Annotated in this window: 20 protein-coding genes; 7 read left to right on the top strand and 13 right to left on the bottom strand. The window is 61.0% G+C overall.

What is annotated here, in order from left to right; genetic code table 11:
* Nucleotides 1–61: 61 nt before the first annotated feature.
* From ACW9HW_RS08045 to ACW9HW_RS08010, 8 genes are all read right to left on the bottom strand, one after another.
* Entirely contained in the window at nt 62–826 is a 765-nt protein-coding gene (locus ACW9HW_RS08045) for an ABC transporter ATP-binding protein (RefSeq protein WP_095197442.1), read from the bottom strand.
* Nucleotides 827–839: 13 nt separating this feature from the next.
* Nucleotides 840–1,958, bottom strand: a complete 1,119-nt coding sequence (locus ACW9HW_RS08040) for a succinylglutamate desuccinylase/aspartoacylase family protein (protein WP_095197441.1) — start codon at nt 1,956–1,958, stop codon at nt 840–842.
* Nucleotides 1,959–1,986: 28 nt separating this feature from the next.
* Nucleotides 1,987–2,697 (bottom strand): ABC transporter permease, encoded by a 711-nt coding sequence (locus ACW9HW_RS08035; RefSeq protein ID WP_095197440.1) that lies wholly within the window; start codon nt 2,695–2,697, stop codon nt 1,987–1,989.
* On the bottom strand, nt 2,694–3,422 hold the full coding sequence (locus ACW9HW_RS08030) for an ABC transporter permease (protein WP_095197439.1): 729 nt from the start codon (nt 3,420–3,422) through the stop codon (nt 2,694–2,696). Before ACW9HW_RS08030 ends, ACW9HW_RS08035 begins: the two co-directional genes overlap by 4 nt.
* Nucleotides 3,423–3,478: 56 nt before the next feature.
* Nucleotides 3,479–4,261: a transporter substrate-binding domain-containing protein gene (locus ACW9HW_RS08025; RefSeq protein WP_095197438.1), complete on the bottom strand. Its 783-nt coding sequence runs from the start codon at nt 4,259–4,261 to the stop codon at nt 3,479–3,481.
* A gap of 365 nt (nt 4,262–4,626) precedes the next feature.
* Entirely contained in the window at nt 4,627–6,315 is a 1,689-nt protein-coding gene (locus tag ACW9HW_RS08020; RefSeq protein ID WP_457399295.1) for an ATP-dependent DNA ligase, read from the bottom strand.
* Nucleotides 6,312–7,346 (bottom strand): ligase-associated DNA damage response exonuclease, encoded by a 1,035-nt coding sequence (locus ACW9HW_RS08015; RefSeq protein ID WP_457399293.1) that lies wholly within the window; start codon nt 7,344–7,346, stop codon nt 6,312–6,314. The genes ACW9HW_RS08020 and ACW9HW_RS08015 overlap by 4 nt, the downstream gene beginning before the upstream one ends.
* A gap of 192 nt (nt 7,347–7,538) precedes the next feature.
* Nucleotides 7,539–9,989: a penicillin acylase family protein gene (locus tag ACW9HW_RS08010; protein ID WP_457399292.1), complete on the bottom strand. Its 2,451-nt coding sequence runs from the start codon at nt 9,987–9,989 to the stop codon at nt 7,539–7,541.
* A gap of 191 nt (nt 9,990–10,180) precedes the next feature.
* Here ACW9HW_RS08010 and ACW9HW_RS08005 point away from each other — a divergent pair, with 191 nt between their 5' ends.
* Complete coding sequence (locus ACW9HW_RS08005) at nt 10,181–10,735, top strand: cysteine hydrolase family protein (RefSeq protein WP_457399290.1); 555 nt, start codon at nt 10,181–10,183, stop codon at nt 10,733–10,735.
* Nucleotides 10,736–10,938: 203 nt separating this feature from the next.
* Here the strand turns inward: ACW9HW_RS08005 and ACW9HW_RS08000 are convergent, their stop codons facing one another.
* The 4 genes from ACW9HW_RS08000 to ACW9HW_RS07985 form a co-directional block, all read right to left on the bottom strand.
* Nucleotides 10,939–11,139 carry an SEC-C metal-binding domain-containing protein gene (locus tag ACW9HW_RS08000; protein ID WP_034146774.1) on the bottom strand — a complete coding sequence of 67 codons (201 nt, stop codon included), beginning with the start codon at nt 11,137–11,139 and terminating at the stop codon, nt 10,939–10,941.
* Entirely contained in the window at nt 11,136–11,630 is a 495-nt protein-coding gene (locus tag ACW9HW_RS07995) for an LEA type 2 family protein (RefSeq protein WP_457399288.1), read from the bottom strand. Before ACW9HW_RS07995 ends, ACW9HW_RS08000 begins: the two co-directional genes overlap by 4 nt.
* An 80-nt stretch (nt 11,631–11,710) precedes the next feature.
* Nucleotides 11,711–12,187: a YchJ family protein gene (locus ACW9HW_RS07990; protein ID WP_095195370.1), complete on the bottom strand. Its 477-nt coding sequence runs from the start codon at nt 12,185–12,187 to the stop codon at nt 11,711–11,713.
* Between the two features lie 4 nt (nt 12,188–12,191).
* Nucleotides 12,192–12,689: a DUF6231 family protein gene (locus tag ACW9HW_RS07985; RefSeq protein WP_095195371.1), complete on the bottom strand. Its 498-nt coding sequence runs from the start codon at nt 12,687–12,689 to the stop codon at nt 12,192–12,194.
* A 190-nt stretch (nt 12,690–12,879) separates the two neighbouring features.
* Between ACW9HW_RS07985 and ACW9HW_RS07980 the strand changes: the two genes are divergently transcribed.
* The 4 genes from ACW9HW_RS07980 to ACW9HW_RS07965 all read left to right on the top strand — a co-directional run bounded on the left by ACW9HW_RS07980 (nt 12,880) and on the right by ACW9HW_RS07965 (nt 15,555).
* Nucleotides 12,880–13,575 (top strand): OmpA family protein, encoded by a 696-nt coding sequence (locus tag ACW9HW_RS07980; RefSeq protein WP_095195372.1) that lies wholly within the window; start codon nt 12,880–12,882, stop codon nt 13,573–13,575.
* Between the two features lie 89 nt (nt 13,576–13,664).
* Nucleotides 13,665–14,378, top strand: a complete 714-nt coding sequence (locus ACW9HW_RS07975; RefSeq protein ID WP_095195373.1) for an OmpA family protein — start codon at nt 13,665–13,667, stop codon at nt 14,376–14,378.
* Nucleotides 14,379–14,525: 147 nt separating this feature from the next.
* A complete protein-coding gene (locus tag ACW9HW_RS07970; protein ID WP_095195374.1) occupies nt 14,526–14,804 on the top strand; it encodes a DUF1145 domain-containing protein in 279 nt (92 codons plus the stop codon).
* Nucleotides 14,797–15,555, top strand: a complete 759-nt coding sequence (locus tag ACW9HW_RS07965) for a collagen-like protein (RefSeq protein WP_457399285.1) — start codon at nt 14,797–14,799, stop codon at nt 15,553–15,555. Before ACW9HW_RS07970 ends, ACW9HW_RS07965 begins: the two co-directional genes overlap by 8 nt.
* Before the next feature lie 118 nt (nt 15,556–15,673).
* Here the strand turns inward: ACW9HW_RS07965 and ACW9HW_RS07960 are convergent, their stop codons facing one another.
* Nucleotides 15,674–16,138 (bottom strand): CopD family protein, encoded by a 465-nt coding sequence (locus ACW9HW_RS07960; protein ID WP_457399283.1) that lies wholly within the window; start codon nt 16,136–16,138, stop codon nt 15,674–15,676.
* Between the two features lie 99 nt (nt 16,139–16,237).
* On the opposite strand from ACW9HW_RS07960, the gene dinG reads away from it, so the two are divergent.
* Both dinG and ACW9HW_RS07950 read left to right on the top strand, forming a co-directional pair.
* A complete protein-coding gene (gene dinG, locus ACW9HW_RS07955) occupies nt 16,238–18,382 on the top strand; it encodes an ATP-dependent DNA helicase DinG (protein ID WP_207262809.1) in 2,145 nt (714 codons plus the stop codon).
* 95 nt (nt 18,383–18,477) lie between these two features.
* Nucleotides 18,478–20,985, top strand: coding sequence for a beta-galactosidase (locus ACW9HW_RS07950; protein ID WP_457399282.1), 2,508 nt, complete (start codon nt 18,478–18,480; stop codon nt 20,983–20,985).
* Nucleotides 20,986–21,135 lie beyond the last annotated feature (150 nt).

Raw genomic sequence — 21,135 nt, 5'->3', positions numbered from 1 at the left:
ACACCGTGGTGCCTGACACACCTTCGCGAGCAAGCTTCGCTCCTACAGGGGGACGGGGCGGTTACTTGAGGTTACCGCTCAGGAATTGCTTCAGGCGTTCACTCTTCGGATTGCCCAGCACGTCTTCCGGTGCGCCTTCTTCTTCCACCAGGCCTTGGTGCAGAAACAGCACCTGGCTCGATACTTTGCGTGCGAAGCTCATTTCGTGGGTGACCATGATCATGGTCCGGCCTTCTTCGGCGAGGCCCTGGATCACCTTGAGCACTTCGCCCACCAGCTCCGGGTCGAGCGCCGAGGTCGGTTCGTCGAACAGCATGACTTCCGGTTCCATGGCCAGCGCCCGGGCAATCGCCACGCGTTGCTGCTGACCGCCGGAGAGGAACGCCGGGTACTGATCGGCCACCCGTGCCGGCAACCCGACCTTGTCCAGATAGCGGCGGGCACGGTCTTCGGCTTCCTGCTTGCTGCAGCCCAACACCCGGCGCGGGGCCATGGTGATGTTTTCCAGCACGGTCATGTGGCTCCACAGGTTGAAGTGCTGGAACACCATGGCCAGACGGGTGCGGATCCTTTGCAGTTCATCGGGATCGGCGACATGCATGCCATGGCGATCCTTGGCCATGCGAATCGCCTGGCCGTCGAGGCTCATGGCGCCGTCGTTGGGCTGTTCGAGAAAGTTGATGCAACGCAGAAAGGTACTTTTGCCCGAGCCGCTGGCGCCGATCAGGCTGATGACGTCGCCGGTGTTGGCCTTGAGCGAAACGCCTTTGAGCACCTCATGATCGCCATAGCTTTTATGCAGGCCTTCAATGGTCAGTTTGTACATGGAACAAGCATCCTCAAGGCGAAAGTAGGTAGCCGCTGCGATAGGCTTCGGCGCCCGCGACGTGGGCGATCACCATGCCGGCGGTGGCCATGCGGCGCAGCGAACGGGCGTACATCAACCCGGCGGCGGTGCAATGGACCGGTGTGACACGGTCGGAGATCGGGTCAATGATTTCGGCGATCAGTTGCCCGGCTTCCAGGTATTCCCCCGGCAGTGCGGTGAACACCAGCAGGCCGCCGGCCGGCGTGGCCACAGGTTCGACACCGGCCAGCGGCGTGGCCGGGTAGGGCAGGTCGGGCAGGGGCGCCGGTTCGCCGGCAATCGCACCGAAGTGAATCAGGTAGTCGATGATCGCCTGGCAGTCGAGGCTGGCCAGTGGGTGATTGACGTCGCCCTGGCCACGCAGTTCGACGGTGACCGAAAAACTGCCCAGTGGAATATCGAAGTGCTCGCCGAAGCGCTCCTTCAATTGCCACCAGAGCAGGGTGAAGCATTCGTCGAACGACTGACCGCCGGAATCGGTGGCCAGCAGGCTGGCTTCGGAACCGATGTAGCGCGCCAGCGGCTCGACCTGCGGCCAGGCTTCGGGCGTGGTGTACAGGTGCGCGACCGCTTCGAAATCGCAATGCAGGTCCAGCACCATGTCGGCATCGCAGGCCAGCCGCTGCAGGGTCAGGCGCTGGGATTGCAACTGGGTGCTGGCGGTCTGGCGTGCCAGTGCTTGACGCAGGCTGTTGCGGATCAGATGGAGGTTGCGTTGCGGATTTTCGCCGAGTTGGCCTTCGATGTCGTTGCCGACCTCTTCGCTCAAGTCGACGAACCAGCGGTTGAAGTTCTGCCCGCTTTCCAGCTCGTAGCGGCCCAGCGGTACATCCATCAGCACTTGTTCCAGGCCGACCGGGTTGGCGACCGGCACCAGGACAATTTCGCTGCGCAGGCAGCCGGCGGCTTCCAGCTCCGCCAGGCGTTGCTTGAGGTGCCAGGCCACCAGCATGCCGGGCATTTCATCGGCGTGCAGGGACGACTGGATGTAGATCTTGCCTCGGGCCGAGGTCGGGCCGAAGTGGAAGCTGTGGATCTGGCGTGCGGTCCCCGGCAGGGGAGACTGCAGGTCATGAATCTGGTGGCGCATCTCTTGTTTCCTGAAGCAGTGTTGAGCCCTAGTGGGTCGGCCCGAGGAAGGCCAGCCATCGGCGTTCGGCAAGACGGAACAGGCCGACCAGCGCAAAGGTGACGGTCAGGTAGATCAGCGCGGCGATGCCGAACGACTGGAAGGTCAGGAAGGTTGCCGAGTTGGCATCCCGCGCGACTTTCAGCACATCAGGGATGGTCGCGGTGAACGCCACGGTGGTCGAATGCAGCATCAGAATCACTTCGTTGCTGTAATACGGCAACGAGCGACGCAGGGCCGAAGGCATGATCACGTAGGCATACAACTTCCAGCCGGTCAGGCCGTAGGCCTTGGCCGCTTCGACTTCACCGTGGGCCATGCTGCGGATCGCCCCGGCGAAAATCTCCGTGGTGTAGGCGCAGGTGTTCAGGGCGAAGGCCAGGATGGTGCAATTCATCGCATCGCGGAAAAAGCTGTCGAGCAGCGGTTGCTCACGCACCGAGGCCAGGCTGTAGATCCCGGTGTAGCAGATCAGCAGCTGGATATACAGCGGCGTGCCACGGAACAGGTAGGTGTAGAACTGCACCGGCCAGCGAATCAGGACGTTCGGTGAAACCCGGGCGATGGACAGCGGAATCGATACGATGAAGCCGATGAAAATCGAAGCGCTCAGCAGCCACAGGGTCATGGCCAGGCCGGTGATGTTCTGACCGTCGGTGTAAAGGAAGGCTCTCCAGTATTCCTGCAGGAGTTCGATCATCGTACGGCCTCCCGTGTACCGGCAGCGTAGCGGCGTTCGAGCCAGCGCAGAATGATGTTGGAGGCACTGGTGATCACCAGGTAGATCAGGGCGGCGAGTACCAGGAAGTAGAACAGTTGATAGCTGCTTTTACCCGCATCCTGGGCGGCCTTGACCAGGTCGGCCAGGCCAATGATCGACACCAGCGCGGTTGCCTTGAGCATGACCATCCAGTTGTTGCCGATACCCGGCAAGGCAAAGCGCATCATTTGCGGGAACACCACGATGCGGAACCGCTGGCCGCGTTTGAGTCCGTAGGCGGTGGCCGCTTCGACCTGGCCGCGAGGCACTGAGAGGATGGCCCCACGGAAGGTTTCGGTGAAGTACGCGCCATAGATGAAGCCCAGGGTAAGTACGCCGGCGCTGAACGGGTCAATCTCGATGTATTCCCATTCCATGTAGTCGGTGAGCGATGTCAGCCAGGTTTGCAGGCTGTAGAAGATCAGCAGCATCAGTACCAGATCCGGCACCCCGCGAATCAGCGTGGTGTAGCACTGGGCAGGCAGGCGCAGCAATTTGACTTTCGACAGTTTGGCACTGGCGCCGAGCAGACCGAGCAACACGGCCACCAGCAGCGACATCGCCGATAATTTGATGGTCATCCAGGTGCCTTGCATCAGCAACGGACCGAAGCCCTGGAGGCTGAAGGCTGAGAGCCCCAGATTTTGCAGGAGGTTTTCGAACATAAATCAGCAACCTGATCGGATGAAAAAAGCGCCCATCGCGAGATGGGCGCCGGGCATTATTTGCCGCTGTACAGATTCAGATCGCCAAAGTGTTTCTTCTGAATAGTGGCGTAGGTGCCATCATCGTGTAACGCTTTGATACCTTTATCCAAAAGCGCTTTCAGCTCGGTGTTACCTTTCTTAATACCGATCGCCGTCTTGGATGGCAGCAGTTCGCTGTCGACCGGTTGGCTGACTTCGTAGCCTTCGCCTTTTGGCGACTTCAGAAAGCCCAGTTCGGCTTGCAGCATGTCCTGGATCGCGGCATCGAGACGACCGGAAGTCAGGTCCGAATACACCTGGTCCTGGTTCTGATAGGCCTGGGTTTTCACGCCCGCCTTGTCCAGCACGGCTTTGGCATAGGCTTCCTGGATGGTGCCTTGCTCGTAGCCTACGGTCTTGCCCTTCAGCGAGGCGACGTCTGCGGTCAGGCCGGAACCTTTCTTGAACACGTAGGCGGTTGGGCCGGAGAACAGTTCGCTGGAGAAGTCGATGACTTTTTCGCGGGCCGGGGTGACGGTCATCGAAGAGATCACGCCGTCGAATTTATTGGCCTTGAGGCCCGGAATCATGCCGTCGAAATCGCTTTCGACCCATTTGCACTTGACCTTCAGCTCGGCGCAGATTGCGTTGCCCAGATCGATGTCGAAGCCCACCAGGCTGCCGTCGGCCGCTTTCGACTCGAACGGTGCGTAGGAAGGGTCAACGCCGAAACGCAATTCCTTGTATTCCTTTGCCAGCGCAGAGCCAGCAGCGACGCACAATGCCAGTGCAGAAAGGGTCAGCAATGCTTTTTTCATTATTCAATCCCTAAGAACCAATATGAGCGCTTGTGGCGCAGAATTATTGTTACTGGTAAGCGTAAGACCTAATGAAAGTAGCAATTTCCGAACCAGAGTGCCGAACAAGCGTTTAAAAGGTTTTCGGGAAATTGCCGGATGGGATTAGTGCACGAAAACGGGCGCGGTGGAAAGCCTGCACTGATATGGATCAGGCAGTCGCAAATCCCTGTGGCGAGGGAGCTTGCTTGTGGCGAGGGGATTTATCCCCGTTGGACTGCGAAGCAGTCCCAGCCTTTGTGACCACACTGAGATTTGGGGGTTGCTGCGCAACCCAACGGGGATAAATCCCCTCGCCACAGATAACCCCACGCCACAAGGGCTCGTCAGCCGAGCAAATTTTGCAAGGTCGCCAGGTTGTCCGCTTCCTCAACCGTTTTGTCCTGCCGCCAGCGCAACATCCGCGGAAACCTCACCGCAATCCCGCTCTTGTGCCGCTTGGACAAGGCAATCCCCTCGAACCCCAGTTCAAACACCAGGCTGGGTTTGACGCTGATCACCGGGCCGAATTTCTCCACCGTGGTCTTGCGCACGATATTGTCGACCTGGCGCATTTCTTCATCGGTCAGCCCCGAGTAAGCCTTGGCGAACGGCACCAGCGCGCGTGCGCTGGCGCCTGGTGGACCGTCCCACACGGCGAAGGTGTAATCGCTGTATAGACTGGCCCGGCGTCCGTGACCGCGTTGCGCATAAATGAGCACAGCGTCGACGCTGAACGGGTCGACTTTCCATTTCCACCAGACGCCAACGTCCTTGGTCCGGCCAACGCCATAGAGCGCATCGCGGGCCTTGAGCATCATGCCTTCGACCCCCAGTCGGCGAGACGCTTCGCGTTGCCGGGCGAGGTCGAACCAGTCATCGCCGGTGAGCAACGGCGAAGCGAGCAACACCGGGTGGTTGCTGTGGGCGATGACCTGTTCCAGTTGCGCGCGACGCCGGGCCTGCGGCTGGTTGCGCCAGTCTTCGCCGGCCCATTCCAGCAAGTCGTAGGCGAGGATGACCACTGGCACATCGCTCAGGATCTTTTTACTCAGGGTTTTGCGGCCGATCCGTTGCTGCAGCAAGGCGAAAGGTTGCACGGCGGGTGATGACGGCGATTGAGGGTTGAAGGCGTCCTCGGTTCCAGGGTGATCGGCTTTCCAGGCCAAGATTTCCCCGTCGATCACCGTACCGTCGGGCAGGCAGTGGATCAGGCTCTCCAGTTCGGGAAAACGCTCGGTGACCAATTCTTCACCCCGCGACCAGATCCACAGTCGCCCGGCGCGCTTGACCACTTGGGCGCGGATGCCATCCCATTTCCATTCCACTTGCCAATGGCTGGCCGGGCCGAGCAGTGCTTCGAATTGTTCGACCGGTTGCGCCAAGGCATGGGCGAGAAAAAATGGATACGGCTGGCCACCGCGCTGGGCATGCTCGTCGGTTGATTCTGTGGCGATCAACTTCAAGTAACTGGCCGCGCTCGGACGGTTGGACAGGTCGGTGTAACCCACCAGGCGTTGCGCCACGCGTTTGCTGTCCAGATGAGCCATGGCGGCGAGTGCGCGGGTTACCAGCAACTTGGAGACGCCGACGCGGAAACTACCGGTGATCAATTTGATGCAGAGCATCAGGCTGGCGCGGTCCAGTTGCAACCAGAGCCTGGGGAGCTGTTCGGCCAGCACCTCGGGAGATTCGCCGCGCAATGGCAGCAGTTTGTCTTCAATCCATACCGCCAGCCCGTCAGTGGACGTGTGGGGCACTTCGGGCAGCACCAGCGATATGGTTTCCGCCAGATCGCCCACGGCCTGATAACTCTCGTCGAACAACCACGGCGACAGGCCTGAATACGCCACCGCCAGTTCCCGCAGGATGCGCACCGGGACCAACTGCCTGGGTCGTCCTCCGGACAGAAAATACACCGCCCATGCGGCATCTTCCGGGGCGGCCTGAGAAAAGTACTGTTGCATGGCCGCCAGTTTGGCGTTGCTCGATGTCGTGGCATCGAGTTCGGCGTACAACTCGGCGAAAGCCCTCATGGCAGTACCTCGACGTGCTCGGGTTCAGTGGTTTGAGGTTCTTCTTCGTCATCGCCGTACTCGGTATTGAAACTTTGGGCGTCGAGGCCTTTTTCGCGCAGGTGGCGCACCAGCACCGCGACAGAGCCGTGGGTGACCATCACCCGTTCGGCACCGGTCTGCTCGATGGCCCAGAGCAGGCCGGGCCAGTCAGCGTGATCGGACAGCACGAAACCACGATCCACGCCGCGCCACCGACGGGTACCGCGCAGACGCATCCAGCCGCTGGCGAAACCGTCGCTGTAATCGCCGAAGCGGCGCATCCAGGTACTGCCGCCAGCCGAGGGTGGGGCGATGACCAGCGCCTTGCGCATGATCGGGTCACTCTTTTTGACGTCGCCGGCATACAGCGTCGGCGGCAGGTAGACGCCGCTCTCGCGATAAACACGGTTCAGTGGCTCAACCGCACCATGGGCCAGGATCGGTCCGAGGCTGGCGTCGATGCCGTGGAGGATGCGCTGGGCCTTGCCGAAGGCGTAGCAGAACAGCACGCTGGTCTTGTCTTCGCCAGCATTGGCTTGCCACCACTGATTGATTTCGGCGAAGACCTGCGCCTGGGGTTGCCAGCGATAGATCGGCAGGCCGAAGGTCGATTCGGTGATAAACGTGTGGCAACGCACCGGCTCGAACGGCGCGCAGGTACCGTCGGGCTCGATTTTGTAATCACCGGAAGCGACCCAGACTTCACCGCCGTATTCCAGGCGTATCTGGGCCGAGCCGAGTACGTGGCCGGCGGGGTGAAAGCTCAAGGTGACGCCGTGGTGCAGCAAGCGTTGGCCATAGGGCAGCGTTTGCAGGTTGATGTCCTGTCCCAATCGCGCGCGCAGAATCCCTTCGCCGGGCGCCGCCGCCAGATAGTGCCGGTTACCGCTGCGCGCATGGTCGCCATGGGCGTGGGTGATGACCGAACGCTCGACCGGGCGCCACGGGTCGATATAGAAATCCCCCGCGGGACAGTACAAACCTTCGGGACGCGCGATAACAAGATCCATGTTGTTGCCCAACTGGAGGCACTTGTTAGCTATGAGGTTCGCGCGAGGCGAGAAGTTCTATCGGGATTTCATGAACAACACCGTTCAACTGTGGGAGCGAGCCTGCTCGCGGGGGGGCTCTCCTTGTCAACGTCTTATTGACTAAACCACCGCCTTCGCGAGCAGGCTCGCTCCCACATTTTTTACCCGGTGTTACTTCCCCGGTGTCAGGGTCAATCGCTTGGTTCCGTATACCCGGTCAAAGTTCTGCGGTTGCATCGGCAAGCTCATGTATTGCCCCTTGACCCATGGGTCGATGCTGTTCAGGTAGTTCGGGCTGGCCGGGTTGCCGGACTGGCCGGTGGCGAGCTGGCCTGTCAGCGGTTCGGCTTGGCCGAAGTCGACGATAAAGCGCATGGCCGGTACCAGCGTGGTGTTGAAATCCTGGCCCCAGGCGAACGCGGCGGTGTTGAGCGTGGTGTGATCGCCGCCGGCCGGCAGCGGACCGCGCACGGTCTGGCCACTGCTGTTCTTCCATTCGTAGCGGTGCAGTTTGCCCCACTGCCAGGCCTTGTGATCGCCGCCCAACTGACTGTCGCCGGCGCTGATCGCCGCGGCCAGGCTGCGTGCGAGGATGGCCGGCTTGTCTTCCTTCTGCGCGGTGCGCGCGTCATCCCAGAATGGACTGTCCTCGCGCCCCAGCAAGTGATCGGCCTGTGCGGCGTATGACAACTTGCCATTGGCGATGAAGGCTTTCCACGCCGGGCTGCTTTGCGGCCCCAGTTCGTCGAGGAAGATCTGTTTGGTGCTTTCTTGCAGGAACAGCTCGTAGATTGCCGCGTCGGCAGAGGTCGGGCTGAGTTTGCCGTCGAACGCCATCAACCGGGTATAGGCTTCGTGCGCCTTGCCGCGATCGGCAACCGGCAGCGCTTCGATGGCCTGCTTGAGCGGTTGAGCCATGCCTGGCGCTTCGAACATCTTTTCCAGTTTGGCGGCGAATGTGGTGGTCTGGTCGTACTGCATGGCAATCAGGCTGCGGGTGTCATGTTTACCCGCGCCGGCCAGTTCGGCCAGGCGTTCGCCACGTTCAGGCGCCGACCAGGAATTGGACAGTTGCATGCCATAGCCATGGGGAATGACCCGCTGATTGGCGGTGCCGAGCCAGCCTTGCGCCGGGTCCTGATCGTAGGGGTGCAGCATCGGGTCGGCGTAACCGTCCCAATCGTAGCGTCCTTCCCAGCCCGGTGAGGGCAGCAGACCTTCGCCTTCGCGGCGGTTCGGGTAGCGGCCGGTGACCTGCCAACCGATATTGCTGGCGTCGGCAAACACCAGGTTCAAGGCGATGGCGCGGATCTCGCGGCTGGCATCCGAGGCCTTCTCGACGTTCTGTGCACGGGACAGGTCAAAAAACGCGTCCAGGGTTTTGTCGTCGGTGAAGTTCGGCGTCTGCAGGGCCATGCCGAAACTGCTGCCCTGGGCCAGACCCTGGGCGCTGTTGAGCAGCGGGCCATGGCGGGTTTCGTACACCGCTTCGCGAATCGGCCGCTGGCCTTTGACGAAATAGGTTTCGTTGCGCACGATCGCAGGCGTCCATTTGCCATTGGATTCGTAGGCAAGGCCATTGCCCTGACGTTTGATTTTCTCCAGGAACAGGTCCTGGTTGTCGCCCATGACCGTGGTCATGCTCCACGCCACTTTGCCGTTGAACCCGCCCAGCACCATCGGCAAGCCGGCGATGGTCACACCGGAGGCCTGGTACTTCGGTGCGCGAATCTGTACGTAGCTGAACAACGACGGCACGCCCATCGGGCCATGACTGTCGCTGGCCAACAGGCTTTTACCGCTGCGGCTGCGTTGCGGGGCAATGGCCCAGTTGTTCGAGGAAGTGGCGCCCAGCAGATTCAGGTCAGAGAGCTGTCCTGTGGCTTTGCTGATCTCCACCAGGCCCGGTAGTTGTCCGTTGAGCTTTAAGCCTTGCAGCTTTTCGCTTTCGGCCAACGGCAGTTTTTCGTCAGGCGCTGAAGGCGTCAGCCACGGCAACTTGTCGGTGGTCACCGTTTGGGCCAGCACCAGCGTGGAAATCTCTTCGGGCAGGTTGGCCGACTGGCTGAAGTTCAGCAGGCAGAAAATCAGCGCCGAATCTTCCGGCTTCCAGTATTCAGGGTTGTAACCGCTGGCGGTGAGGTCAGCCGGCAGTTTGTCGCGGTAGCGGAACAGGTAAGCGTTTACCCCGCGGGCGTAGACTTCAAAGAAGCGCTTGAGGCGTGGCGAAGACGCCTTGTACAACTCAGCGGCGCTTTTCTTCAGGTTGACTGCACGCATGTAGCGGTCGGCATCCAGCAGGTCCGAACCGTGCATTTCGGCCAGGCGCCCCTGGGCCAGCAAACGCAGCGTAACCATTTGCGTGATGCGGTCGCTGGCGTGCACGTAACCGAGGGTAAACAGCGCGTCATGGAACGTGCTGCTTTCGATCAACGGCATGCCCATGGCATTGCGGCGCACCGAAACGTTCTGTGCCAGCCCCTTTAACGGTTGTACGCCCACTGTGGGCGGCAGGGTGTCCTGGGCATTGAAGCTCTGACAACCGGTCAGGCTCAAAACCCCCGCCACTGCTGCGGCAACGCCGAACCGGGGTAGAAAATGTGTAAGGGCTGGCGAGGCCATGGCAAAGCTCCTGCGGGGGTGGTAGCGCAATAAAGTCGCTACGTTAGTGAGCAGGAGGGGGCGGCGCAAGCGGGGGAAGATCTTATTTCAGGATTTGTCCAAGTCATCCTGATTGCGTTTCAGGCTTGCCTGCCGCTGGATTGTGATGTTGAAGTACGAAAATTCAGTTTATCAGGGTGAGAAAAGTCGGCATGGAGCTCAAGACAAACGCAGCACTGATCATCATCGATCAACAGAAAGGCATCCTCCATCCCAGACTGGGTCGCCGGAATAATCCTCAAGCCGAGGAGCGCATCCTGGATCTGTTGGGCTATTGGCGCCGCAGCGGGCGACCGATCGTTCACGTGCAGCACTTGTCCCGCTCGAAAGACTCGGTGTTCTGGCCACAGCAATCAGGTGTGGAGTTTCAGGAGCGGTTTCGGCCATTGCCTGGCGAGCAACTGATTCAGAAGCAGGTGCCGGATGCGTTTTGTTCGACGGCACTGGAGGCAGGGTTGCGCGAAGCGGGGATCGGGCAGTTGGTCATCGTGGGCGTGGCGACCCACAACTCGGTGGAATCCACGGCGCGAACGGCGGGCAATCTGGGGTTTGATACGTGGGTGGTGGAGGATGCGTGCTTTACCTTCGACAAGACCGATTTCTTCGGTCATGCCCGGTCAGCCGAGGAGGTGCATGGGATGTCGCTGGGGAATCTGCATGGGGAGTACGCGACCGTGGTCAGCAGCGTGCAGATCCTGACGTTGTAGGAGCGAGCTTGCTCGCGATGGTCGTTAACGATAACGCGTGCTTACAGGTTCAACGCGGCGTTTTCTAGTTCTTCGCGAGCAGGCTCGCTCCCACATTAAATCTGCTCGCCTACACAAAGTGTGTGTCTGGCACAGATCCACTGTGGGAGCGAGCCTGCTCGCGAAAGCGATTCAACAGGCGAAGAAACTCTTCGCCCGAAGCATCAGGCGCCGTGACACTTCTTGAATTTCTTGCCGTTGCCGCATGGGCAAGGGTCGTTGCGACCGACGTCTTTCAGGGCGTTGCGCACCGGTTCCTGGTGGGCGTGGCCGCAGTTCGGGCCGTGGACATGGCCATGGTCGTGATCATGGTGGTCATGATCGTGGTTGCAGTCAGGGCCATGGACATGGGGTTGCTGGGTCATCGGGGTTGCTCCGGAATTAGATCGGCGGGGATTATTACGCCATTACGCGTCAGGTGCACGTAGTGGGCGATGAATAAACCGGTTTCCATCTCACCTTCCAGTCGATAGGGAATGGCCTGCTCGGGACTTTTCAGTTGTTTGACCAGGTCTCTGACCTTGGGCCACAGGTTGGTGCGGATCGGCACCTTATAGAAACGACTGGCCTTGGGGTCGACGGTGATCCAGTGTTCATGTTCGCCTTCGGCCAGCAGAATATCAGCCAGGTGAATGCGATACTCCAGGCCGCGCACGGTCAGCTCGCTGTCTCGGCGGTTGTCGATGCGAAAGTGCAGTACGAATTTCTGCTCCATGAGCTTGGCCCGCACCACTTCAACCTTGACCAGATGCACCTCGGGGTCCGGTTCATCGGTGCTGAACCAGGAGGCGCAGCCGCCGAGCCCCAGGCAAAAGGTCAGGGTGAGCAGATAGTGTGTGAGTCGTCGGGTGATCATGGTGGTGTTGTCCTCCTTGATCCCCAGTCTAGTCGTTAAAAGATCGCAGCCTTTGGCCGCGATCTTTCAAGCGCATCACCTCATGCGCCGAAATACCCCGAACAGCACTTCTTGAACTTCTGCCCGCTGGCGCAAGGGCAGGCGTCGTTGCGCCCGATGTCGAGTGGGACGGTGGGGTCGATGAAGTACCAGCGGCCGGCGTTCTGTACGAACGACGAGCGTTCGCGATGACTGTGTTCACCGCTGCCATCGTGCCAGCGTGCGGTGAAAGTGACGAAAGCGTGTTCCGGCTGGCCGCCAAGCACTTCGGAGCTTTCCACTTCGAGGCCCAGCCAGGTGCTTTGGGCGCTCCAGTCACTGATCGATTGCCGATCGAGCCCGGCCTGCTGGGCGGGCAGGGTGGTGGCCACGAGATAATCGATCAGGCCAAGCACATAGGCGCTGTAACGCGAACGCATCAAGGCTTCGGCGCAAGGGGCCGGATGGCCGGCATGGTAATGACCGCAGCAGGCGTCGAGCAGGGTGCCGCTGCCGCAAGGGCAAATGGATGTACTCATTGCGTTACCACCAATATTTCCCGAAGTTTTCCGGATTGGCCCAGAACCGCGAGTTGAGCCAGTCGGGCACTTGTTTGTAATCAAGCAGATCATAGGTGAACAGGGTCAGTACCTGATCGTCGCGCTGGAAGCGTTCACTGGCTTGCAGGGCCAGGGAGAAAAAATCCGTTTCCTGCCAGCCGCTGGCCGGCAAGTCGGCCAGTACCGCGATGCGGCTGGCATTGAGGTTGCGGATGCCGCCGAGCAAATTCAGACCAGCGCGTTTGGGCAGGTGTTCGAGGCAGTCGACCACCAGCGCCAGGTCAAACCGGCGCGCCGCCAGTTCGGCAGGCAACGCCCCGGGTGCCGCGTGCGCCACACAGCTGTCCGGGTGCGCGAGCTTGAAGGCTTCAAGGGCGGGGAACTCGCTGGCGCCAATCAGCAACAGGCGCGAAGGGGCGTAACGATCCAGCAAAGCGGCCAGCGCCTGTTGCGGCGTACGCGAAGAAATACCTGCAATCATCGAAGATCCTCACTCAGATCTGCCAAGACTAGCCTGCCCGCCAGTTCGAGCCTAGAGCGGGTTTGCCGTAAAAGTGTCGTTCCCCCGTGAATACGGGACAAAACAGCAATGGCCTATTGCTGGCGGAGTTTTAAACTCCGGTCTTTACTCCCTGAATCGGTTCTAAGCCGATCCTTCAGGAGAAAACTAGATGAGCATAGTTCGGACAGCGTTACCCCTGGTTCTGCTAACCAGTGTGTTGACTGGTTGTGCAGGTTTGCAGAAAACCGACTGGCCGATCTGTGCGGCAGTCGGTGGTGTCGCGGGTGCGGGCCTTGGTGCGATCGAAAGTTCGTCATGGGCTGGTTGGGGAGCATTGGTGGTCGGCGGTACAGCGGCGGCCTATTGCTGGGTTCACGGTGATGGCGACGAAGACGGCGACGGCGTGCCGGATAGTCGCGACAAGTGCCCAGGTACGCCTCGAGGCGTGAAGGTCGATGCCGATGGTTGCCCTCCACCAGTTCCAGCTCCAGTGGTTGAAGAGGTCGTCGTAGTCAAGGAAGAAACCATCGTCATCCGCGATGTTCACTTCCAGTTCGACAAAGCCACACTCACTCCGTCTGACAAACTGGTACTCGACAAGATCGCCACTCGTTTGAAAGCGGAGGCCCCTACAGCCCGGTTGACCGTTACCGGCCATACCGACAGCGTGGGCAGCGATACCTACAACCAGAAACTGTCGGATAAACGCGCGCACTCGGTGGTTGAGTACCTCATCGAGCAAGGCGTGCCGCGCAGCAACTTCGTGTCGGTTGCCGGTGCCGGTGAAAGTCAGCCGGTTGCCGATAACAAAACCGCCGACGGCCGTGCACAGAACCGTCGCACGGAAATCAAAATCGAGCGTTAGGTCCCTCGCATCCGCGGCTTGTGCAGTCGCGGATGCGGGTCTTTACTCCTGTGTGACCGGCATTGGCCGGTGACACAGGAGCTTTCAAAATGACCAATCTCACACGGACCGTCTTGCCGGTTCTGCTGCTTGGCAGCCTGTTGACCGGTTGCGCTACTCACAGTGATGGCACCGCCCCCCTCAATCAACGTACCTGGCCGATCTGCAGCGTCATTGGCGGGCTGGTCGGCGGAGGCCTGGGCGCTATTGGAAGTAGCGGTTGGGCGGCCGGTGGAGCGGCGCTCGGTATCTTGAGCGGTGGTTTGATCTGTTATGCCCAGGACGGCGACGAAGATGACGATGGCGTTTTCGATCGACGCGATCGCTGCCCCGACACCCCGGCCAATACCCCTGTAGAACATCACGGTTGCCCGCTGCCGCAATACCCGGTCAGCGAGAAACCAGCGGAGCCCGCACAGCCTGAAGTCATCACGTTGAGCAATGACGTGTTTTTCGGCTTCAATCAATCCGACCTGACCCCCTACGCGCAGAGCCAGCTCGATTCGATCATGAGCAAACTGCTGGACGCCGACGTGGTGAGTATCAAGGTGGTGGGGCATACCGATAGCGTCGGGGCCGATGCCTACAATCAGGCCCTCTCGGAACGACGTGCCAGCAGCGTTGCGCAGTACCTGTTGAGCCAGGGCGTGACGCCGGGCAAGCTCACCAGCGAAGGCAAGGGTGAAAGTCAGCCGGTGGCCGATAACGAGACAGAAGAAGGCCGTGCGAAAAACCGTCGCGTGGAGTTGCACATCAATCGCTGAACCGCGAAATAGAGCCGTCGGGTGAAAAATCGCATCACTGCGACGGCCATTCGGCGGCCTTCATGAAGAATTTTCGTTTGCCCTCTGGCTTATCCCGCGTGGAAGCCGTTACTGTGCGCGCAAAGAATAATTCTCATCGGGGGGCGTATGAAGGTGCTATGGGGGCTGGGGAAGCTGTTGACCCTGCTGTTCTGGTCGGTGGTGCTGGTCAATCTGCTCACGCCGTTTATCCATCCGCTGCACTCGCTGGTCAACCTGGCCGGTGGCCTGTTGGCGACTCTCCATCTGCTTGAAGCGCTGTTGTGCTTTCGCAGCCTCAGGGGGCGCGCTCACCCATGGCGCGATCGCCTGAAAATCATCATTTTCGGCGTTTTTCACCTGCAAACCATTCCCGCTCCCACCGCACCTAAGGCTTCCCATGCGTAAACTCTGTCTGCTCGCCGCACTCATCAGCCCATTGGCCTGCGCCCAGGTGGTGAGCGTCGAAACCAACTCGCTGATGCGCCTGCCCAACACCGCCAGCACCTTGAAGCTGGAACGCCTGGAAGTGGCCGACTACGGCACATTGCTCATTCCCTCCAACGTCACCGAAGTCACCGTCGGCGAATTGCACCTGGGGCGTGATGCGCGGATCGCGATCGTGCCCAGTGAACAGGCGCTGGAACTGAAGGTCAGCCGTGCCCAGTTGTCCGAGGGCAGCCAGATCACCGCTCGCGGTGCGCCAGGCACTTACCAGAAAGCTGCCCGTTCAGGGCGCAATCTGAATCTGCAGATCAAGGCTTTGAATGCGCCGCAGTTGTTGGTGGATGCTCGCGGCGGTGCGGGTGCGCCTGGGTTCGTCGGACTCGACGGGGCCAATGGCCAGGCGCCGGGTTGCGCCTGGGGCCAGGCGGGTCGCGGTGCCGATGGCAGTGACGGCAGTGACGGTCAGCCAGGAGCGCCGGGGGCGTTGGTCAAACTGGCAGTGCCAAGCGATTACCCGGCAGACCTGATCAACGTCCAGGTGGCTGGCGGTGCCGGTGGCCTGGCCGGGCCTGGCGGCAAGCCGGGGGCGGGCGGCAAGGCCAAGGGCTGTGTCATCTATAAAGCCGATGGTGGCAAGAGCGGCAAGCCTGGCGCTGATGGGCATCCGGGGCCGGCGGGAGCGGCGGGGGCGGTGACGGTGCAGCGGTTGTAGTCCGTTTCTGAAATGCGTGTCGCCTGATCAATTGCCTTCGCGGGCAAGCCTCGCTCCTACAGATCTTGAGTTGTGATCGACTCAAAACCTGTAGGAGCGAGGCTTGCCCGCGAAGCTTTTAGAACATCGGCCGCGCCGCAGCAATCGCCACCACAGCCAGCCCGACTATCAGATTAATCCCCACCACCCGACGAATCCGCCCCAACACCGCCGCCCCAACCGGCCAATCCTGCGCCTCCACGGCAGCGCGCAGCTCCGGCAGCATCAACGCCTGAATCCGGATGAACAGTGCCGTCATCACCACGTACAACCCCATCATCACCTGCACATAACGCGGGGCCAGTTCAAAACCGTTGAAGTGCAGATTCAGCAAGCCCACGCCGCTGACGGGCAACAGCACCACCGCCACCCAGACCCAGCGGAAAAAACCTTGAAACACTTCCAGCCACAGCTTCAGCCTGGCGGGCCCCTCCAGCGCCTTGAACGCCGCGGGGCGCAAGACCATCCAGGCGAAAAACATCCCGCCCACCCACACCAGCGCGGCGAGGACATGCAGGCTATAAAGAAGGCTAAAAGCGGTCATTCGGGTACTCCGTTCTGCGCGGGATTAATTAGCGGGGTATGATAGCGGCCGATCCGAACTACTGAAAATTTATCCAGCGTTTTTTGCGCCCGACAATCCATGATCAGCACTGAACTCAAAACCACGATCCAGGGCGCCTATTCGCGTTTTCTCGAAGCCAAGAGCCTCAAGCCGCGCTACGGCCAACGCCTGATGATCGCTGAAGTCGCCAAGGTTCTCGGGGACATCGACACCGACGACGAAGGTCGGCGCAGTGGCGAGCCCGCGATTGTCGCGGTAGAGGCCGGCACCGGTACCGGCAAGACCGTGGCCTACAGCCTGGCGGCCATTCCCACCGCCAAGGCCGCCGGCAAACGCCTGGTGATCGCCACGGCCACCGTCGCCCTGCAAGAGCAGATCGTTTACAAGGATCTGCCCGACCTGATGCGCAACAGCGGTCTGAACTTCAGTTTCGCCCTGGCCAAGGGGCGCGGACGCTACATGTGCCTGTCCAAGCTCGACATGCTGCTTCAGGAAGGCCATGCGCAAACCGCCACGGCGCAGCTGTTCGAAGAGGAAGGCTTCAAGATCGAGGTGGATGAGGCCAGCCAGAAGCTGTTTACCAGCATGATCGAAAAGCTGGCCGGTAATAAATGGGACGGTGACCGCGACAGTTGGTCCACCGCCCTGGAAGATGCCGACTGGGCGCGCCTGACCACCGATCACAGCCAGTGCACCAACCGGCATTGCCCGAACTTCGGCCAGTGCGCCTTCTACAAGGCACGCGAAGGCATGGGCAAGGTCGACGTCATCGTCACCAACCACGACATGGTGCTGGCCGACCTGGCGTTGGGTGGCGGTGCAGTGCTGCCGGACCCGCGCGACACCCTCTATGTGTTCGACGAAGGCCATCACCTGCCGGACAAGGCCATCGGCCACTTCGCCCATTACACGCGCCTGCGCTCCACCGCCGACTGGCTGGAAACCACTGCCAAGAACCTCACCAAGCTGCTGGCCCAACACCCACTGCCGGGGGATCTGGGCAAGCTGATCGAGCAGGTGCCGGAGCTGGCGCGGGAGATCAAGACCCAGCAGCAGTTCATGTTCACCGCTTGCGAGCAGATCGCCGATTTCAAGCCCGGCGAAGACGTCGAGGGGCGCGAGCGACCGCGTCACCGATTCGTCGGCGGGGTGATTCCCGAGCACATGCGCGAGATGGGCATCGAATTGAAGAAAGGCTTTGCCCGCTTGACCGACCTGTTCACCCGCCTCACCGATTTGCTCAAGGAAGGCATGGACGGCGAGGTCAATATCGGTATCGCCAGCAATCAGGCCGAGGAGTGGTATCCGCTGTTCGGCAGCCTGCTGTCCCGTTCTTCGGGCAACTGGGAGTTGTGGACCGCGTTCACCGTCGAAGACCCGGAAGACAACCCGCCCATGGCGCGCTGGCTGACCCTCGCCGAAAGCGGTTCGCTGTTCGACATCGAGGTCAACGCAAGTCCCATCCTGGCGGCGGAAATGCTTCGGCGCAATTTGTGGAACGTGGCCTACGGCGCATTGGTGACCTCGGCAACATTGACCGCACTCGGCACCTTCGACCGCTTCCGCATGCGCGCCGGCCTGCCGAAAAAAGCCGTGACCGCCGTGGTGCCGAGCCCGTTCCATCACGCCGACGCCGGTGTGTTGCGGGTGCCGAACCTCAATGCCGATCCCCGGGATGCGGCCGCGCATACCGCGGCGATCATCCGTGATCTGCCGGAACTGGTCGAAGGCTCACGGGGCACGCTGGTGCTGTTCTCTTCGCGTAAACAGATGCAGGACGTGTTCGACGGTCTCGATCGCGACTGGCGCAAGCAGGTGTTCATCCAGGGCAACCTGTCGAAACAGGAAACCCTGAACAAGCACAAGGCGCGGGTCGATGGCGGGGATTCGAGCGTGCTGTTCGGCCTGGCAAGTTTCGCCGAAGGGGTCGACTTGCCCGGTGCGTATTGCGAACACGTGGTGATCGCCAAGATTCCGTTCTCGGTGCCCGATGATCCGGTCGAAGCGGCGCTGGCCGAGTGGATCGAGGCGCGCGGTGGCAATCCGTTCATGGAAATCTCCGTACCGGACGCCTCGCTGAAACTGGTCCAGGCCTGCGGGCGCTTGCTGCGTACCGAAGAAGATCGCGGCACCATCACCTTGCTCGACCGACGCCTGGTCACCCAGCGCTACGGCAAGGCGATCCTCAATGCGTTGCCTCCCTTCCGTCGTGAAATTTCCTGATACGCCGGTGGGCAATTCTGCCCGCCGCGTTGTCTATCTCTCTGTCATCGCTTTTCCACTGGCCCATCGAGGTCGTTAGGGAGAATTTCCTTCTCATGATTCGCCGTTCGCTGCCTGCCGTTTTTGCCTTGATCTTCGCTGGCCCATTGTTGGCGGCGCCTGCCGGTCAGCAGACCCTGTTCAACTTTGTTCGCCCCGCGGATGTGGTGCGCGTCTCGACCGAGAACGCCGACCTGCCGCAAGCCAACGCCGAACAAACCGCCGAAGGCGAAGTGTTGCGTCGGGTGACGTTCAACCCGGTCGCCCGGCCGACCTTGCGCCTGGCCCCGCAGGCCGGCGCCTGGGACTGGTCGCAATCGGGGATGATGAGCCTTCGCATCCAGAGCGCGATGAACTGGCCGATCACCCTCTATGTGCAAATCCAGAGCAACGACGGCAAGACCCTGGTCAGCCGCATCGACCTGCCGGCAGGTCCGACGCAGACATTGTTGGTGCCACTGGTGCCGACTTCGCCGCTGAGCCAGGGCATGAAGGCCGGGCCACCGATGCCGACGACGGTGGATGGGCAGCGTGTATTGCTGGCCAGCAGCAGCGGTGATCTCAATCGCAGCCAGGTGGTGTCGGTCAGCCTGTCGATGGATCAACCGAAAGCGGCTCAAAGCATTTTGCTTGAACGCTTCGGCGTACAGGATGGCGAAGCGGTCACCCAAGCCGTTTACGGTGGGCTGGTGGACGCCTACGGCCAATCGACCCGGGCCAAATGGCCGGAAAAAGTCAGCAGTGATGAGCAACTGAAAAACGCCGCCGCCAAGGAACAGCAACAACTGAAAACCTGGCTGGCCGAGCGCAATAAGGCATCGCTGGACAAGTTCGGAGGCTGGACCCAGGGCCCGGCATTCAAGGGCAGCGGTTTTTTTCGCAGCGAAAAGCGCGATGGCCGCTGGTATCTGCTAACTCCGCTGGGGTATCCGTTCTATTCGCTGGGCGTCAACACCGTCGCAGCGGACGTCAACCAGACCTACATTGCCGGTCGCGAAGGGATGTTCGAATCCCTGCCCAAGGCTGACGAGCCGCTGGCCAATCATTTCGGTGAGGGCGATAACCGTGGTGGCAACGGTGTCGATCAGGGCCGAGGTTTCAATTTCGGCCGCTGGTACGACTTCTATGGCGCCAATCTGCAACGCCTGTACGGCGACCCTTGTGCACTGGGCAGCGATACCAAGGCCGGGGTTGCCGAGGCTGCCAAGGCCGATGCGGTAGAGGCAGTGGCAGAGAAGGCCGCCGAGAAGCCGGTTGTTGCGTCGACCGAATCCGGTGTCGCCGAAGCCGCCAAGGCTGATGCCGTGGAGGCGACGGCGGCGAAAGCGGCCGAGCCCGCGCCGGCCGAACCGTGCAAAGTGGCTCTCGACGAAAAGCGCTGGGCCGGCCAGACCCTTGATCGCCTGCAGGCCTGGGGCTTCAACACCGTTGGCAACTGGAGCGCACCAGCGCTGGGTGACGCTGAACGCGTGCCATACACCCTGCCGCTGTCGATCGTCGGCGATTACGCCAGCATCAGTACTGGCAACGACTGGTGGGGCGGCATGCCTGACCCGTTTGACCCGCGTTTCGCCATGGCCACCGAACGCGCCGTGGCCATCGCCGCCCGCGACCATCGCGACGATCCTTGGCTGATCGGGTATTTCGCCGACAACGAACTGGCCTGGGCCGGTCCTGGTGACGACCCGAAAGCCCGTTACGCGCTGGCCTACGGCACGTTGAAAATGACCACCGACGTACCGGCCAAACGCGCGTTCCTCAAGCAACTGCGCGACAAGTACCGTAACCAGGCGGGTCTTTCCAAAGCCTGGGGTATCGATCTGCCCGCCTGGGAGTTGATGGAGGACCCTGGTTTCGTGCCGCCCCTGCCGAGTGCCGAACACCCGGAAATCGAGGCCGACTTCAAATACTTCCAGAAGGTCTTCGCCGACACTTACTTCAAGACCATTTCCGACTCGCTCAAATGGCACGCACCGAACCAGATGTTGCTCGGTGGCCGCTTTGCCATCAGCACCCCGGAGGCCGTTGAATCCTGCGCGCAGTATTGCGATGTATTGAGCTTCAACATGTACACCCTGCAACCCCAGGACGGTTACGACTTCGCCAAATTGCGCAGCCTCGACAAACCGGTGCTGATCACCGAGTTCAACTTCGGCTCGACTGATCGCGGTCCGTTCTGGGGTGGCGTGACGCAATTGCCGAAGGAAGAAGACCGTGGCCCGGCCTATGCGAACTTCCTCAAACAGGCGCTGAGCGAGCCGTCGATTGTCGGTGTGCACTGGTTCCAGTATTTCGACCAACCTGTGACCGGGCGCCTGCTGGATGGCGAAAACGGGCATTTCGGTCTGGTGGGCATTACCGATCTGCCATTCCAGGGCTTTGTCGACAGCGTGCGCAAAAGCAACCTGGCGGCCATCGATCAGTTGGGCAAAGAGGCGCAGAAGGCCAGCGCCGACGCGGATAAAGCCCGTCATGACGCCGAAGGCGGGCGCAAGGCCGAAGCCGGCAAAGGTCCGGGGAAGGGCGCCGGGCATGCGGGTGGGCATTCCGGTAGTGGTCATTAACACCTGAGACCGCGTTATCGTTCTTCGCGGGCAAGCCTCGCTCCTACAGGGTTCGCGTTGAGCCATTGTGGGAGCGAGCCTGCTCGCGAAGGCATCTGAACAGACGACAAAAATTTCCGATCATTTCTGAGGGCGATTGACCGCCCGGCC

The organism is Pseudomonas sp. SDO5532_S415, assembly GCF_054071155.1.
Note: the sequence above shows the minus strand (reverse complement) of the source record. Positions and strands in the feature narration are given on the sequence as shown.

Bases quoted from the DNA above. Each gene is read 5' to 3' on its own strand.
- ACW9HW_RS08000 (WP_034146774.1), bottom strand. From the start codon at position 11,139: ATGACCCAGCAACCCCATGTCCATGGCCCTGACTGCAACCACGATCAT.
- ACW9HW_RS07990 (WP_095195370.1), bottom strand. From the start codon at position 12,187: ATGAGTACATCCATTTGCCCTTGCGGCAGCGGCACCCTGCTCGACGCC.
- dinG (WP_207262809.1), top strand. From the start codon at position 16,238: ATGATCAGCACTGAACTCAAAACCACGATCCAGGGCGCCTATTCGCGT.
- ACW9HW_RS08040 (WP_095197441.1), bottom strand. From the start codon at position 1,958: ATGCGCCACCAGATTCATGACCTGCAGTCTCCCCTGCCGGGGACCGCA.
- ACW9HW_RS07950 (WP_457399282.1), top strand. From the start codon at position 18,478: ATGATTCGCCGTTCGCTGCCTGCCGTTTTTGCCTTGATCTTCGCTGGC.
- ACW9HW_RS08035 (WP_095197440.1), bottom strand. From the start codon at position 2,697: ATGATCGAACTCCTGCAGGAATACTGGAGAGCCTTCCTTTACACCGAC.
- ACW9HW_RS08020 (WP_457399295.1), bottom strand. From the start codon at position 6,315: ATGAGGGCTTTCGCCGAGTTGTACGCCGAACTCGATGCCACGACATCG.
- ACW9HW_RS08045 (WP_095197442.1), bottom strand. From the start codon at position 826: ATGTACAAACTGACCATTGAAGGCCTGCATAAAAGCTATGGCGATCAT.
- ACW9HW_RS07965 (WP_457399285.1), top strand. From the start codon at position 14,797: ATGCGTAAACTCTGTCTGCTCGCCGCACTCATCAGCCCATTGGCCTGC.
- ACW9HW_RS07970 (WP_095195374.1), top strand. From the start codon at position 14,526: ATGAAGGTGCTATGGGGGCTGGGGAAGCTGTTGACCCTGCTGTTCTGG.
- ACW9HW_RS07985 (WP_095195371.1), bottom strand. From the start codon at position 12,689: ATGATTGCAGGTATTTCTTCGCGTACGCCGCAACAGGCGCTGGCCGCT.
- ACW9HW_RS08010 (WP_457399292.1), bottom strand. From the start codon at position 9,989: ATGGCCTCGCCAGCCCTTACACATTTTCTACCCCGGTTCGGCGTTGCC.
- ACW9HW_RS07980 (WP_095195372.1), top strand. From the start codon at position 12,880: ATGAGCATAGTTCGGACAGCGTTACCCCTGGTTCTGCTAACCAGTGTG.
- ACW9HW_RS08005 (WP_457399290.1), top strand. From the start codon at position 10,181: ATGGAGCTCAAGACAAACGCAGCACTGATCATCATCGATCAACAGAAA.
- ACW9HW_RS08015 (WP_457399293.1), bottom strand. From the start codon at position 7,346: ATGGATCTTGTTATCGCGCGTCCCGAAGGTTTGTACTGTCCCGCGGGG.
- ACW9HW_RS07975 (WP_095195373.1), top strand. From the start codon at position 13,665: ATGACCAATCTCACACGGACCGTCTTGCCGGTTCTGCTGCTTGGCAGC.
- ACW9HW_RS08025 (WP_095197438.1), bottom strand. From the start codon at position 4,261: ATGAAAAAAGCATTGCTGACCCTTTCTGCACTGGCATTGTGCGTCGCT.
- ACW9HW_RS07960 (WP_457399283.1), bottom strand. From the start codon at position 16,138: ATGACCGCTTTTAGCCTTCTTTATAGCCTGCATGTCCTCGCCGCGCTG.
- ACW9HW_RS08030 (WP_095197439.1), bottom strand. From the start codon at position 3,422: ATGTTCGAAAACCTCCTGCAAAATCTGGGGCTCTCAGCCTTCAGCCTC.
- ACW9HW_RS07995 (WP_457399288.1), bottom strand. From the start codon at position 11,630: ATGATCACCCGACGACTCACACACTATCTGCTCACCCTGACCTTTTGC.